Origin of the sequence: Mobilicoccus massiliensis, assembly GCF_000826525.2 — a bacterium.
GTDB lineage: Bacteria > Actinomycetota > Actinomycetes > Actinomycetales > Dermatophilaceae > Mobilicoccus > Mobilicoccus massiliensis.
In genome coordinates, this window is the sequence record NZ_LN651323.1 from 38,832 (window position 1) to 53,251 (window position 14,420).

Below are 14,420 nucleotides of genomic sequence, written 5' to 3' on the forward strand. Positions count from 1 at the left end.
CATCCGAACGTTCAACGACCCCCCGTTGGCCCACGCACCCGGGGGGTCGTGTCGTGTGCAGGTCGCCCACGTCAGGACGAAAAAATGTTCGGACAAAACCTTGACCCCCGGGCGGGAATCGGGCACTGTGATGCCACCCCCTCATGGGAGTGACCCGGACCACAGACCCGGCGCTCCGTTCGTGCGCCGGGCCCTCCCGGCGACATCCTGCCCAGGTCGAGGACGCAACCACCTCGCACCTGAGAAGCTCGACTCCAGTCGGTGCGGGCGAACCTCGTTCGACGCCGCCCTTCGTGATCGCCACCTCGGTGGCCCCGTCCTCGCCGGTCACGCGGCACCCTTGAAAGGCAGAACCCATGAATCGTCGCTTCACACTCGCAGGCACGGCCGTCCTCGCCGCTTCGGCGCTCACGCTCACCGCGTGCTCGTCCTCCGGCGGCAAGCAGCAGGAGCAGAGCTCGAGCGGCGACGCGGGCCAGGCCGACACCCCGTCGATGACCGTCGCGATGATCACGCACCAGGCCCCCGGAGACACGTTCTGGGACATCATCCGCAAGGGCGCGGAGGCGGCCGCGAAGAAGGACAACGTCCAGCTCGAGTACACGAACGACCCCGACGCGACGAAGCAGGCCCAGCTCGTCCAGGCCGCCATCGACAAGAAGGTCGACGGCATCGCGGTCACGAGCCCGAACACCGGCGCCCTCGGGCCCGTCATCAAGAAGGCGGTCGCAGCGGGCATCCCGGTGACGATGTTCAACACCGGCGGCCCCGAGGCCATGGGTCTCGGCGCCATCGGATACTTCGGCCAGACCGAGGCCGATGCCGGCCAGGCCGTGGGCAAGCGCGTCGCCGACGCCGGCGGCAAGAACGTCATCTGCGTCATCCAGGAGCAGGGGCAGAGTCAGCTCGAGGCCCGCTGCGACGGCGTCGCGAAGGGCGCCGCCGGTGCCAAGGTCGAGCGGGTCTACGTCAACGGCCGCGACGACTCCAACGTCACGACGACGATCCAGGCCAAGCTCACCCAGGACAAGAGCATCGACTGGGTCGTCACCCTCGGCGCGCCGTTCGCGCTCGACGCGGTCAAGTCGATCGCCGGTGCCGGCAGCTCGGCCAAGCTCGGCACGTTCGACACGAACAAGGAGCTCGTCGACGCGGTCAAGCAGGGCAAGGTGCAGTGGGCGGTCGACCAGCAGCCCTACCTGCAGGGATACCTCGCCGTCGACGCGCTGTGGCTCTTCAAGACCAATGGCAACACGATCGGCGGTGGTCAGAACGTCGCCACCGGTCCGGCGTTCATCGACTCCGCGAACATCGACAAGGTCGCGCAGTTCGCGGCGAACGGCACCCGGTGATCGCATGAGCACGACCGCCACACCCCCGACCGGGCCCCGGGAGCCCGCACGTGCAGGCGGCTCCACCGCCGCGCATGCGAGACAGGTGCGTCCGGAAGCCACCGTCGAGCCGCCCGCCGCGGGCTCGCAGACGTCCGAGACGACCCTGAACGAGACCGCCCCCACCGACGACCGCGTCCAGAACCGGTCCCTGGTGCAGCTCATGCTCGCCATGCCGGCCGTCGGTGCCCTCATCGGCGCCGTCGTCCTCGCCACGCTGTTCTTCGCGGTGGCGCCGGCGTTCCGCAACGTCGAGAACATCGGCACGATCCTCTACGCCGCTGCCACGATCGGCATCGTCGCGATCTTCGTGGCCCTGCTCATGGTGGGCGGCGAGTTCGACCTGTCCACCGGCGTCGTCGTCACGTTCGCCGGGCTGTCGGCGGCACACCTTTCGTGGAACTTCGGCCTCAACGTGTGGGTGGGCGTGCTGCTCTCGCTCGTGCTCTGCCTCGCCGTCGGCGCCTTCAACGGCTGGCTGCTGCAGGTGACGGGCCTGCCCAGCTTTCTCGTCACGCTCGGCACGTTCTTCGTGCTCCAGGGCGTCAACCTCGCCGTCACCCGCATCGTCACCGGCGGCGTCTCCTCGAACACGATCAGCGACATGGACGGCTGGAACAGCGCCCAGGCGGTGTTCGCCTCGAGCTTCACCATCGGCAGGGTGCAGATCCAGATCGTCGTCGTCTACTGGATCCTGCTCACCCTCCTGCTCTCCTACCTGCTGTTCCACACCCGGGTCGGCAACTGGATCCTCGCGACCGGCGGCGACGCCGCAGCGGCCCGCGCCGTCGGCGTTCCCGTCACGGCCACGAAGATCGGACTGTTCATGGGCACCGGGTTCGGAGCCTGGCTCGTGGGCATGCACCTGCTCTTCAACTTCAACAACATCCAGTCCGGACAGGGCGTCGGCAACGAGTTCATCTACATCATCGCGGCCGTCATCGGCGGATGCCTCCTCACCGGTGGTTACGGCTCCGTCGTCGGTGCCTCGATCGGCGCGCTCATCTACGGCATGACCAACCTCGGCATCAGCTACGCCGGCTGGGACGTCGACTGGCTCAAGACCTTCCTCGGCGTCATGCTCCTCGGCGCCACGCTCGTCAACATGTACGTGAAGAAGAAGGCGGACGCGCGATGACCCCCGTGAAGACGGACACCGTTCCCACCCACGTCGGCGGCCCCACCACGAGCATCCTGCAGATGCGGGACTGCGGAAAGAGCTACGGCAACGTCTCGGCGCTGCGCGGCGTCTCCCTCGACGTGCGCCAGGGTGAGGTCACGTGCGTGCTCGGCGACAACGGTGCGGGCAAGTCCACCCTCATCAAGATCATGGCCGGGCTGCACGACTACAACGCCGGCGAGATGCACGTGAACGGCGAACTGCGGCACTTCTCCTCGCCGCGAGAGTCGCTCGCGAGCGGCATCGCGACCGTCTACCAGGACCTCGCGCTCGCCCCGCTCATGAGCGTGTGGCGCAACTTCTTCCTCGGCAACGAGATGACGCGCGGACTCGGGGCCCTCGACACCAAGCGGATGAAGGCGATCTGCGGCGAGGAGCTCACGAAGATGGGGATCGTCATCCCCGACCTCGACCGGCCCATCGGCGCGCTCTCCGGCGGCCAGAAGCAGTGCATCGCGATCGCCCGGGCCATCTACTTCGGCGCGAAGGTCATCATCCTCGACGAGCCGACCGCCGCACTCGGCGTCAAGCAGTCGGGTGTCGTGCTCAAGTACATCGTCAAGGCCCGCGACGCCGGGCTCGGGGTCGTGTTCATCACCCACAACCCCCACCACGCCTACCTCGTGGGCAATCACTTCGTCATCCTCAAGCTCGGCCGGGTGGTTCTCGACGCCCACCGCGACGAGATCTCCCTCGACGACCTCACGGCCGAGATGGCGGGCGGCAAGGAGCTCGCCGACCTCAGCCACGAACTGCGTGGCGTCGACGCGAGCAAGGTCGTCGAACCCAGCACCGTCGCGCGTGGCGGCGTGGAGCCGCCGACCGGACCCCTCCCGCGCGTGACCTGACACGGCGCGAGCCGCAACGGACGGGGTCGTACCCGCATCGGGGCGACCCCGTCCGCATGCCGGAGAACCGGGGGATCGTCGCCGGAAGGGCACGAATCCCTACTGCGAGAAGAGAGGTCTTCCATGCAGGAGAACGCACGGCCGGTGAGGTGGGGCATGCTCTCCACCGCCGGCATCGGACGCGTGGTCGCGGCGGCGATCGCCGGATCCACGACCGCACGACTCGTCGCCGTCGGAGGTCGCGACGGGCAGCGAGCGGCCGCTTACGCCGCCGAGCTGGGCATCGAACGCAGTCACGGCAGCTACGACGCGCTGCTCGACGATCCCGAGGTCGAGGCCGTCTACGTCCCCCTGCCCATCTCGATGCACCGTGACTGGACGGTGCGAGCGCTCGAGGCCGGCAAACACGTCCTGTGCGAGAAGCCGCTCGTCACGAACCCCGGCGACGCGGCGGCGTGTTTCGACGCGGCCGAGCGCACCGGCGCCGTCCTCCTCGAGGGACTCATGTGGCGTCGGCACCCGCAGACCGCGCTCGCACGGCGTCTCCTCGCCGACGGCGTGATCGGCGAGCTCGCCCACATCCGTGCCGCACTCACCGTCGATGTGCCACCGGGGGACATCCGTCGGACCGGGACGCTCGGCGGTGGCGCGTCGCTCGACCTCGGCTGCTACTGCGTGAGCGCAGTACGCCTGTTCGGCGGCCGGCCTCGGCACGTCGCCGCCACCCGCGTCGTCGACACCGCCGACGGTGCCGACGGCGGTGACCTGCGCACGAGCGCCCTGTTGGAGCTGCCGGGCGGTGCGAGCGCCCAGTTCGACGTCGCCCTCGACCACCCCCGGCGCGACGAGCTCGAGCTCATCGGCACCGGGGGCACGATCCTCGTCCCCGACCCGTGGCTCTGCCGCGCGGGCCGGATCGTCGTCGTCGAGAAAGGGAACGAGGCGAACCCACAGGCGTTCGAGGCCGACCCCGACGGCGTCTTCGACCTCTCTCCCGACGCCGAGAACGACGACGCCTACCGCCTCGAGATGGAGCACGCCTCCCGCGTGATCCGCGGCGAGGACACCGATCCCTTCGGACGCGCCGACGCGATCGAGCAGGCCGCCGTGTTGGAGGCCGTGCGCACCGCATCGGCGACCGGTGAATGGGTCACGATGGAGGAGGTCGCGTCATGAGCCGCATCCGCGTCGCCGTCGTCGGCTGCGGCAACGTCGCCGTCAACTTCCACGTCCCCGCCTACCGGGCGCTGCCGGAGACCTACGAGATCGTCGGACTCGCCGATCCCACCCCCGAACGTCTGGAGATCGGCCGCGAGGCCGCCGGGCTGCGCCCCGAGCAGGTGCACACCGACGTCGCCGACCTGCTCGCGCGCGACGACGTCGATGTGATCGACGTGTGCACACCGCAACACCTGCACCGCGACCTGGTGCTCGCGGCGGCCGTCACCGGCAAGCACGTCCTCGTCGAGAAGCCCATCGCCGCGGTCCCCGCCGACGCGGCCGAGATGGTGCGAGCCGCCCGCCGCGCCGGTGTCGTGCTCGCGGTCATGCACAACTACCTCTTCTTTCCCGAGGTCGTGGCGCTTCGCGCGCTCATCGACTCCGGCGAGATCGGTGAGGTGCGCACGGTCACCGTCGACATGCAGGGCGTCGTCGACTCCCCGGGTGCCGCCGGTTACCGGCCCGAGTGGCGCAAGGATCCGGCCGCTTCGGGCGGCGGGGTGCTCATGGACATGCTCCACGGGGTCTACCTCGCCGAACACCTCCTCGGTGCGCCGATCGACGCCGTCGACGCGTGGGTCGACGCCGCCGAGGGCGACGCGGTGGAGAGCCTCGCCCTGTGCCGGGTCCACGCCGGTCGCCGGGTCGGCATGGTCAACGTGGGCTGGGGCCTCGGCCAGGGTGGCGTCGCCGTCAACGCCTCCCAGGGGCGGGCGGTCGCGCACTACCGCGAGGACGGCACGATGCCGTGGGCGCCGTTCGAACGCCTCACCGTGACCACCGAGACCGGCACCCGCACCGTCGACCTGCCTGCCGGGCAGGAGCTCGGGCCGCTCATCGCCGACGCGATGCGCGACACGGTCGCCGACGTGGCGGCCGCGATCTCGGGCGACGGGTCACCGGTCGCGGACGGAGCGGCGGCCGACCGCATTCTTCAGGCCACCGTCGCCGCCTACGCTTCGGCCGCCACCGGCCGGGTCGTCACGCTGCCGCTGCCGGTCGACGGCGCCCTGCACCGCCGGGGAGTCGTGGGGCTCGCCGACAGCGACGTCCCGACCGACTCGGCCCTGCGCACCCTCGGCCTCTACGGACTGACCCGGAAGGACGCCTGACATGCAGATCGGACTGCTCACCGACAGCCTGTCGGAGTACTCCCGCACCGACGCCCTCGACCTCGCCGCCGACCTGGGGGTCGAGACCGTCGAGATCGGCATCGGCGGCGACGCGGGCGGCTGGTCCGGCGCGCCGCACACCGACCTGGCCGCGCTGCTCGACGACGCCTCGGCCCGCGACGCGTTGCGCCGCGATGTGGCCGGCCGCGGGCTCCGGCTGGAGGCGTTCAACGCCTCCGGCAACCCGCTGCACCCCGTCGAGGGCGAGCGCGACGACCACGTCCTGCGCTCGGGAATCCGCCTCGCGCAGGAGTTCGAGGTCGGCACGGTCGTCGCGATGTCGGGTCTGCCCGCGGCCCCGGGCGACTCGTTCCCGGCGTGGATCACCACGGTGTGGCCGCCGGAGAACGGCCGACTGCTCGCCCATCAATGGGAACGGGCCGTGGAGTACTGGGGATCGGTGGCCGACGAAGCGGCCGCGCGTGGCGTGCGCATCGCGATCGAGATGCACGCCAACCAGCTCGTCTACAACGTGCCCTCGCTCCTGCGGCTGCGCGAGGCCGTCGGTGACGTCGTGGGGGCCAACCTCGACCCGAGCCACTTGTGGTGGATGGGTGCCGACCCCTGCGCCGCGGCACGGGCGCTCACGGGCGCGATCCACCACGTCCACGCCAAGGACACGAGGATCGAGGAGCGGGCGGCGGTCACGTCGCGCCTGGAGACGACCCCGAACGAGCAGTTCACCGAGCGGGCCTGGAACTACGTGGCCGTCGGTGCCGCTCACGGGGTGAGCGACTGGGCGGAGCTGCTCACGGCACTGAGGGAGGCGGGCTACGACGGACCGTTGTCGATCGAGAACGAGGACTACTCACTCGGGCAACGAGAGTCCGTCGCGCTCGCGGTCGAGACGCTGCGCGGCGCACTGAACAGGTAGAGCTGCTGACCGGCCTGGCCACCGCCTCGTTACTGCCCCACGTCGACGCGTCCGATCCCGAAGACGCGAGAAGGCCCCTGCCGGGCTTCAGCAGGGGCCTTCGAGATCGGCGTCGCGGCTCTCCATTGAGCTGCCTCCTCGGGGGGTCGGCTCAGACGAGAGCCTCGGGCTCCGGTCGGTAGAGGGAGGCAGCGATGGCCGCCACGATGACGGCACCCGCGCCCGCCAGCGGAGCGGCACTGTGGACGGTCATCGCCATCACGACGCACAGGAGCGTGAAGAGGGCGACGACGATCGCCAGGGTCGCGGTGGCGCGGCTCAGCACGGGGCGACGGGTGTCGACGGTGGGCGGAAGAGTGGTCAGCAGGCTCATGGTTCTCCTCTCGTGGCGCGCGGAGGGCGAACCGGACGACCGCTCCCCGCACGGCCGTCGTGCACATGAAAGGGCTGCTGCTGTGGCAATCCCTTTGTTCTGACAAACTGATTCTAGCACAGGTGACGCGTCAACCACAACGCCGGTGACCGATCGGACCCGCATGCGTCCGTCCGTCTTCGATCGGTGGAGTGACCTGGGTGTTTCTGCGTCGTCGTGCCCGCCGCCGTCGGGGCGTCGGCATAGGACCGGTCGACATCACACCTCGCGCACGACATTTGTTCTGACAATCTGTTGACTGTCCCTGGGGGGAGAGGTTGACTGTGCTCGTATTCCCTTTCTTCTCCCGTGCAAAGGAGCACACCGTGTCCAACGGCGGACAGACCTCAGCGCAGGCGCCGATCGCGCTGCCTCCCGACACTCCCGGCCCCCACCAGCGCCGGCTCGACCTCATCGCCGTCGTCGCGACCTTCGGCGGTCTGCTGTTCGGTTACGACACGGGTGTCATCAACGGCGCGCTCGAGCCGCTCATCCACGACTTCGGCCTGACGACGGTGACCGAGGGGCTCGTCACAGCGACGCTCCTCGTGGGCGCCGCGCTCGGCGCCGTGATCGGCGGCCGCATGAACGACGCTCTCGGCCGCAAGAAGGCGCTCACCTATATCGCGGTGCTCTTCTTCGTCGGCACCCTCGGCTGCGTCTTCGCGCCGGAGCTGATCGTCCTGCTCGTGTCTCGCGTGGTCCTCGGCTTCGCCGTCGGTGCCGCCTCGGTCACCGTGCCGGTCTACCTCGCCGAGCTCGCTCCCACCGAGCGTCGCGGCACTCTGAGCGGTCGCAACGAGCTCGCGATCGTCGTCGGGCAGATGCTCGCCTTCATCATCAACGCCATCATCGCCAACGTGTGGGGTCACCACGAGGGCGTGTGGCGCTACATGCTCGCCGTCGCCGCGCTGCCGGCGATCGCCCTGTTCGTCGGCATGCTGCGGATGCCGGAGTCACCGCGTTGGCTGCTCTCCCACGGCCGCCGCGACGACGCACTCGGGGTGCTGCGCACGGTCCGCTCCGAGCAGCGCGCCGTCGCCGAGATGAGCGAGGTCGAGGTGCTCGCCAAGGAGGAGGCCGTCGCGCAGTCCGGCGGTTGGGCCGACATGGCCATCCCGTGGATCCGACGGATCGTGATCATCGGCAGCGGTCTCGCCATCGCTCAGCAGGTCACCGGCATCAACTCGATCATGTACTACGGCACGCAGATGCTCACCCAGGCCGGCTTCAGCTCGGAGTCGGCGATCGTCGCCAACGTCGCCAACGGCGTGCTCGCCGTCGTCGGCACCGCGATCTGCCTCTTCTGGGTCATCGACCGCGTCCCCCGCCGCACACTGATCATCTTCGGCTTCTGCGCGACGACGACCTGCCACGGCCTCATCATGCTCGTCGCGACACTGATGCCGGCCACGCAGACCCGCGCGATCGTCATCCTCGTGCTGTCGGTGACGTTCGTGTTCTTCATGCAGATGGCGCTCAACGCACCGGTGTGGGTGGCCCTGTCGGAGATGTTCCCGCTCAAGGTCCGCGGGTTCGGCATGGGCGTCTCGATCTTCTGCATGTGGATCGCCAACGCCATCCTCACGTTCCTCTTCCCGGTGATCTCCGGCGCGGCCGGCCTGCAGGCGGTCTTCGGACTGTTCTTCGTGCTCGGCATCGTCGTCATCGCCTTCCTCGTGAAGTTCCTGCCGAACACGAGCGGACGCTCCCTCGAGGAGCTCGAGGAGTCCTTCTCCCGCGGTGACTGGCGCTGACGCCACTCGCTCACTCTGATCGAGAAAGGGCCTCCTCCGCGAATCGCGGAGGAGGCCCTTTCGGTGTCGGGTCGACGCCTCAGAACCCCAGCTCGCGCACGTAGCGCAGGTTGATCGCGGCGGCCTCGGCCGGTGCCTTGTGCGTCGTGTCCTGCTCGAGCACGTACCAGCCGTCGTAACCGCGCTTCTCGAGGTCGGCGACGATCTCGGGGATCGGCACCATGCCGTCGCCGAGCTCGGGGAAGATGATGCCTCGCAGCGCGTCTCCGAAGCTCCACTGTTCGGCCTTCGCCCGGGCGAGCACGTCGGGGTCGACGTCCTTGAGGTGGACGTGGGCGACGCGGTCGCCGAACTCCGGCAGGAAGTCCAGGGCGTCACCGCCGCCGTACTTGAGGTGGCCCACGTCGAGGCACCAGCCGACCTTCGCGGGGTCGGTCTCCTCGAGGAACCGGCGGGTCTCGGCGGCCGTCTCGACGTAGGTGCCCACGTGGTTGTGGAGCACGACCTTCATCCCCATCGGTTCGAGCAGGTCGGCGAGGTGGGCGAGGCCCTCGGCGAGGTTGCGCCACTGCTCGTCGGTGAGACCTCGGGACTCGTCCACGTGCCCCGCCTCGGCATCGCGACGGTCGTCGCCGAGCTCGGCGGCGACGAGGATCGAGCCACCGGCGGCCTTGACCCGCTCGGCCACCGCGAGCGCCGCGGCGTCGGCCTCGTCCCACGCGTCCCGGTCGCGGTAGCCCAGCCGCACGAACGCTCCCACCATCGACAGGCCCCGAGCAGCCGTCTCCTCGCGCACGACCGCGGGGTCGTCCGGCATGCCCGGCCCCCACTCGGTGGCGGTGTAGCCGGCCTCGACCATCTCGTCCATCATGCGGGCGTGGTCGGTGTAGGGGCGGAAGTCGGGGATGTCGCCGTTGTTCCAGTTGCAGGGTGCGGTGGCGATCTTCATCGGTGTGCTGCTCTCTTTCGGGGTGGGTGGAGGTCAGGCCGGCACGTCGACGACGGCGCCGGTGCGCAGGCTCTGCTGTGCGGCCTCGGCGAGGACGAGGGCTGCGCGACCGTCCTCGAAACTCGGGGAGAACGGGCGGCCCTCCTCGATCGCCGTGACGAAGGCGTCGATCTCGGCGGCATACGCCGGCATGTACCGGTCGAGGAAGAAGTTGAGGTACGGCGCGGCCACCTCGGTGGCGTCGGCGCCGGAGAACCGCGTACTCGTCGGCAGCTGGTTCTCGGCGGTGAACATGCCGAGCTCGCCGAACGCCTCGAGCCGCTGGTCGTAGCCGAACGCGCACCGGCGGGAGTTCGTGATCGTGCACACCGCGCCTGTCGAGCCGCGCAGCACGACGACGGCGCCGTCGATGTCGCCGGCCTCGGCGATCTCCGGAGAGACGAGGTTGGTGCCGGTCGCGCTCACCGCGGTGACGTCGCCGAGGAAGAACCGGGCCATGTCGAAGTCGTGGATCGTCATGTCCTTGAACAGACCGCCGGAGGCCGCGACGTAGGCGGCCGGCGGTGGCGCGGGGTCGCGGCTGATGATGACGAGCTGCTCCAGCGTTCCCAACCGACCTGCCGCGACCCGGGCGTGGATGTCGGCGAACGTCGGGTCGAAGCGGCGGTTGAAGCCGATCATCACCTTGTCGGTGAGGTCGCCGATGCGCTCGCGGCAGGCGTCGACGCGGGCGACGTCGAGGTCGATGGGCTTCTCGCACAGCACCCACTTGCCGGCCTCGACGGCCCGGGTGAGCAGGTCGACGTGCGTCGGCGTGGGTGAGGCGATGACGACGGCGTCGATCTCGGGATCCTCCACGAGCGACTCGACGTCCGTCGTGTACCGGGTGCCGAAGCGCTCCCCGACCGCTGCGGCCGACTCCTCGATCGGGTCGGAGACGGCGGCCAGAACGGCCCGCGGATGTGCGGTGATCGACGCGGCGTGCACCTGGCTGATGCGCCCGCAGCCGAGCAGACCGATGTTCAACATGGTGGATTCCTCTCTGGATGAGTCCGCTGCGAGGCCGTTCGGCGTCGTCGGCGAGGTGGGAGATCAGGAAGGACGAGCCAAAGCGGCCCGAGCGGTGCGCCCGGCGCGGTCGAGCGCTGCGGCGGGTGGCATCGTCACGTAGTCGTCGGAGAGGATCTCCACGCCCCACGGACCACGCCAGCCCGCTTGGCGGAGTGCGGCGATCATGCCCGGCAGATCGAAGGACCCCTCGCCGCAGAAGCGGCGCCGGTGCACGGTGTCCTCGAAGAGCGTGCCCACGACCTCCTCGTCGGCGTCGCTGAGCTCGACACCGACGATCCGGTCGAGTGGCGTGGCCGCGAGTTCCGCCGGCGACGTCCCGGCGCGGGCGATGTGCCAGACATCGACGACCACGCCGCCGGCGGGATGGTCGGCCTCCTCGACGAGCCGCAACCCGTCGGCGAGGGTGGCGACGTTGGCCCAGGGAAAGAACTCGATCCCGAGCCGGGCGCCGACCCCGTCGGCCTGAGCGGCGAGTTCGGCGAAACGGCGGGCCCAGACGTCGCGGTCCCACGGTTCGTCGTCCCCGTCCGGCGTGACCTTGACGTGCCGGGCGCCGAGCGTCTCGGCGGCGGTGAGCACCTCGTGCCGCACGCGATCGGACCCGGCCCGCGCGGAGCCTTCGTCCCACCAGCGCGGGATGTCCTCCAGCTCGAGGTCGACGATGCCGTTGTCGGCGAGCATCGTCCGGATGCCCGACAGCCCGTACTCGGCCACGGCGCCGGGCAGATCGACCGAGAGCAGGCCGAAGCCGGTGAATCCCGCGGCCGCGGCGGCCTCGATGCGCTTGCGCAGTGGCACCGGGCTGCGCCGGTCGGCGCGGTCGGAGGCCGCATCGCCGGCACTGCTCCAGCACGTCGCCAGCAGGCGATCATGCGCGGGTGGTGGGGGCGCGGCGGGCGTGGTCGTCGACACGAGGTCTCCTTCGTTGGGACTCGCCGCGGTCGGTTCTGCGGACGGCACCAGGCTATGTGTTTTTGTCCAGACATGTCAGTACCTCGCGGCACTTCTTTCGCCCCGGACCGCCGGCCGCGGGTGAAACCGCCTGTCCCAGCGGATGCCGGCGCGCGGGTACGGGTGAAACCGCATGTCTGGGCGAGTGAGGGCGCGCGGGTACGGGTGAAAGCGCCTGCCCCAGCGGATGGGGGGCTCGCGGTCAGGGGGTGCGGGGTAAGCGGCGAGCGCTGAAGATCGGTCGAGGCATCGGGTCGGTGAAGGCCGGCAGGTGCGCGACGAACACGAGGGCCCAGCCGAGGCACCACCAGCCGGCGGAGACCGCGTCGAGATCGGCGAGGCGGAACCCCGCCGAGACCATGATCGCGACGAACCCCGCGAGCGCCGGTACGCGGACGTGGAGACGGCCGGCGCCTCGCCGAGCCGGAGCCCGCGACATCACCGCGACGACGAGCCCGGAGAGGGCGCCGATGGTCAGGGTGTGCGACAACGTCGTCGCCGTGGTTCCCAGCGCTCCGAGACGGCCGAGCCCCCACCACGCGAGGCCGACCGGCAGCCAGGCGAACGCGACCAGCGTCATCGTCGCGAGCGCGTCGTAGCGCACCGCACGCAGCGGCCAGCGCGCCATGTGGACGAGGAGGAGCACCGCCGCGACGAGCCCGGCGACGGCCGAGACCGTGCGCCACGGCGTCGTGAGTCCGGCCACGACGATCGCGGCGAGGACGACCCGCCGCATCCGGGCATCGACGGGGATCGGCTCGATGTCGTGGCGTTCGGCGGCGGTGTTGAGGAACGCGGGCACCATCCGCCCGCCGACACCGGTCAGCAGCAGGGTGAAGAGCAGCACGACGAGGTCGGAGAGCGCCGCGAGCGGTGCACCGGTGCGGACGGCGACCGCGAGCCGGGCGGAGGCGACCCCGGCGACGACGCAAAAGACGACGAGCGAGACCGGGTAGGCGCCGATCTGCGAGAGCGGCCGGCCGCAGCGCGCGATCTCGCGCCCGACGAGCACGGCGATCCACCAGAACACCGCGCCCACTGCCGGCGCGATCAACCACGGCGACACGTCCGGGGCAAGCATCACCGCCCGCGCGAGCACCCAGAGGGCGGCGAGCACGACGACGGGCCGTCCGGAGACCGGCGGACGTCCCGTCCAGCTCGTGCAGGCGGTGGGCAGGTAGCCGGCGAGGGCACCGCCTCCGATACCGAAGACCATCTCGTGGATGTGCCACCCGAGCGGCGAGGGGTCCAGGGATCCGAACGCGTACCAGAGCGGGACGACGAGCGCCGCCCACGCCGCGAGGAGGGCGAACAGCACCCGGTAGGACGCCGCCCACGGGCCGCGGGCCGGCCACGTGCTGGGAGTGCCCTGCCCGGCCGGGGTTCCCGGTGTCGTCGGGGGCCCCGCCGGCGGCGGTGTCGTCACGAGATCCCTCCTACCGTCGGATGCATCCGCGCAGGCCTCTGACCTGCAGCGACGATCCTACCGGCAGCAGGTCGCCCGTACGATGGGAGTCCGCGATACCCCTTTAGCCGGCCGATGACGGCAGGCGCGGAACACGACCGGCGGGAGTGGCCAACGCGCGAGGCACTCGCGCCCCGTCAGTACGCCTCTATCCGCTACACCGGGCGCTGCGCCACGCGGGCCTGGAGCCCTCGGTCAGATCCGCCAGTGAGACCGAGACCCCTCCCGTCCCTCGGAGGGCCGCCTGAGGAGTGGACGGTAGAGTCCAGTGGTGGTCCTGCGACGCTGCTCGATGCTCTTGCTAGTCATGCCCTTCCTGACGGCGTGCGGCACAAAGGAAGATCCGTTGACGCCCCACGTTGAACGGGTACCTGCTGCTTCAGTCACTGACGCAACCACCGAGAGGGCGTATGACATCGGGTCGCCTGTGAACCTCAAACGCGAGTGGTTCGGGCCATTGGAAGACCAAGATGCGAGCTCGATCTCCTACTCGATCGAGCTCCCATTCGTCGTGCACAACTACAACAACCTTTCGGTTTACATCACTGCTGAGATTCTGTACCCAGACGGAACCGTCGTCACCTGCAACGTCGACGACCCGCGCCGAGCACCGAGCCTGTCTCAAGGACGGACCCAGCCCGAAGAACTCTGGTGTCCCTCCACTCTCAAACTGATTGATGGGGCCGCTGTCACTGTCCGGAATGAATAGACGACCGCGGTACGCATGGTGACGGGGTGTCAGGTGGGGATCACCTTGAGTCACTGGTGACACCGTGGTCCGTGCCGGGCTGGCGGACGCCACCGGCTAAATCCCGGTCGTGGCCACCGGAGCGCAGATATGTGATGTCCGAGGTCCGTACCCTGTTGGTCTCGCCGTGTCGAAACTCCGATCGACCAGGTCCGGTATCGCGCGCGGCGAGGGGGCACTGATCGTGGTCACGAGCATCCACTGCCGCGGACTGGCCCGCGAATCCCTTCCTCACGCATTGTCTCGGCCACCGTTTCGGGCTCTTCCCAGACGAGGGTGTAGGTGCCGTGTTCACCTGAGCGGGCCGGGGTGGGCGCGTCGCTGCCGGGATAGGCGTCGAGGTCTTCCGAGGATGGAAGTTCTCACACAGCCATCCGAAAG

At 69.8% G+C, this 14,420-nt stretch carries 12 protein-coding genes; 7 read left to right on the forward strand and 5 right to left on the reverse strand.

From position 1 onward, the window contains the following. Positions 1-356: 356 nt before the first annotated feature. The 6 genes from BN1197_RS00695 (at position 357) to BN1197_RS00720 (ending at position 6,686) form a co-directional block, all read left to right on the forward strand. Positions 357-1,352: a substrate-binding domain-containing protein gene (locus tag BN1197_RS00695; protein ID WP_040155294.1), complete on the forward strand. Its 996-nt coding sequence runs from the start codon at positions 357-359 to the stop codon at positions 1,350-1,352. A 4-nt stretch (positions 1,353-1,356) separates the two neighbouring features. Beyond that, entirely contained in the window at positions 1,357-2,529 is a 1,173-nt protein-coding gene (locus BN1197_RS00700) for an ABC transporter permease (protein WP_082043494.1), read from the forward strand. Further along, positions 2,526-3,419, forward strand: coding sequence for an ATP-binding cassette domain-containing protein (locus BN1197_RS00705; protein WP_040155296.1), 894 nt, complete (start codon positions 2,526-2,528; stop codon positions 3,417-3,419). Before BN1197_RS00700 ends, BN1197_RS00705 begins: the two co-directional genes overlap by 4 nt. Positions 3,420-3,575: 156 nt before the next feature. Then, complete coding sequence (locus BN1197_RS00710; protein ID WP_082043501.1) at positions 3,576-4,595, forward strand: Gfo/Idh/MocA family protein; 1,020 nt, start codon at positions 3,576-3,578, stop codon at positions 4,593-4,595. Further along, positions 4,592-5,752 carry a Gfo/Idh/MocA family protein gene (locus BN1197_RS00715; RefSeq protein WP_040155298.1) on the forward strand — a complete coding sequence of 387 codons (1,161 nt, stop codon included), beginning with the start codon at positions 4,592-4,594 and terminating at the stop codon, positions 5,750-5,752. The genes BN1197_RS00710 and BN1197_RS00715 overlap by 4 nt, the downstream gene beginning before the upstream one ends. Before the next feature lies 1 nt (position 5,753). Next, positions 5,754-6,686 carry a sugar phosphate isomerase/epimerase family protein gene (locus tag BN1197_RS00720; RefSeq protein ID WP_040155300.1) on the forward strand — a complete coding sequence of 311 codons (933 nt, stop codon included), beginning with the start codon at positions 5,754-5,756 and terminating at the stop codon, positions 6,684-6,686. A 151-nt stretch (positions 6,687-6,837) separates the two neighbouring features. Here BN1197_RS00720 and BN1197_RS00725 read toward each other — a convergent pair whose 3' ends face one another. After that, positions 6,838-7,059 carry a hypothetical protein gene (locus BN1197_RS00725; protein ID WP_040155301.1) on the reverse strand — a complete coding sequence of 74 codons (222 nt, stop codon included), beginning with the start codon at positions 7,057-7,059 and terminating at the stop codon, positions 6,838-6,840. A 365-nt stretch (positions 7,060-7,424) separates the two neighbouring features. Here BN1197_RS00725 and BN1197_RS00730 point away from each other — a divergent pair, with 365 nt between their 5' ends. Then, complete coding sequence (locus BN1197_RS00730; RefSeq protein WP_040155302.1) at positions 7,425-8,855, forward strand: sugar porter family MFS transporter; 1,431 nt, start codon at positions 7,425-7,427, stop codon at positions 8,853-8,855. Between the two features lie 79 nt (positions 8,856-8,934). Here BN1197_RS00730 and BN1197_RS00735 read toward each other — a convergent pair whose 3' ends face one another. The 4 genes from BN1197_RS00735 to BN1197_RS00750 form a co-directional block, all read right to left on the reverse strand. Further along, a complete protein-coding gene (locus BN1197_RS00735; RefSeq protein ID WP_040155303.1) occupies positions 8,935-9,804 on the reverse strand; it encodes a TIM barrel protein in 870 nt (289 codons plus the stop codon). A 33-nt stretch (positions 9,805-9,837) separates the two neighbouring features. Further along, on the reverse strand, positions 9,838-10,833 hold the full coding sequence (gene iolG, locus BN1197_RS00740) for an inositol 2-dehydrogenase (protein WP_040155304.1): 996 nt from the start codon (positions 10,831-10,833) through the stop codon (positions 9,838-9,840). A gap of 63 nt (positions 10,834-10,896) precedes the next feature. Further along, positions 10,897-11,787, reverse strand: a complete 891-nt coding sequence (locus BN1197_RS00745) for a sugar phosphate isomerase/epimerase family protein (RefSeq protein WP_217991123.1) — start codon at positions 11,785-11,787, stop codon at positions 10,897-10,899. Between the two features lie 241 nt (positions 11,788-12,028). Next, the gene (locus BN1197_RS00750; RefSeq protein WP_082043495.1) at positions 12,029-13,252 is read right to left on the reverse strand and encodes an NnrS family protein; all 1,224 of its coding nucleotides are present in this window, start codon (positions 13,250-13,252) and stop codon (positions 12,029-12,031) included. Positions 13,253-14,420: the final 1,168 nt, after the last annotated feature.

What these genes read in the sequence shown, in the direction of transcription:
- BN1197_RS00695 (WP_040155294.1), top strand. Translation starts at nt 357, where the DNA reads ATGAATCGTCGCTTCACACTCGCAGGCACGGCCGTCCTCGCCGCTTCG.
- BN1197_RS00700 (WP_082043494.1), top strand. Translation starts at nt 1,357, where the DNA reads ATGAGCACGACCGCCACACCCCCGACCGGGCCCCGGGAGCCCGCACGT.
- BN1197_RS00705 (WP_040155296.1), top strand. Translation starts at nt 2,526, where the DNA reads ATGACCCCCGTGAAGACGGACACCGTTCCCACCCACGTCGGCGGCCCC.
- BN1197_RS00710 (WP_082043501.1), top strand. Translation starts at nt 3,576, where the DNA reads ATGCTCTCCACCGCCGGCATCGGACGCGTGGTCGCGGCGGCGATCGCC.
- BN1197_RS00715 (WP_040155298.1), top strand. Translation starts at nt 4,592, where the DNA reads ATGAGCCGCATCCGCGTCGCCGTCGTCGGCTGCGGCAACGTCGCCGTC.
- BN1197_RS00720 (WP_040155300.1), top strand. Translation starts at nt 5,754, where the DNA reads ATGCAGATCGGACTGCTCACCGACAGCCTGTCGGAGTACTCCCGCACC.
- BN1197_RS00725 (WP_040155301.1), bottom strand. Translation starts at nt 7,059, where the DNA reads ATGAGCCTGCTGACCACTCTTCCGCCCACCGTCGACACCCGTCGCCCC.
- BN1197_RS00735 (WP_040155303.1), bottom strand. Translation starts at nt 9,804, where the DNA reads ATGAAGATCGCCACCGCACCCTGCAACTGGAACAACGGCGACATCCCC.
- iolG (WP_040155304.1), bottom strand. Translation starts at nt 10,833, where the DNA reads ATGTTGAACATCGGTCTGCTCGGCTGCGGGCGCATCAGCCAGGTGCAC.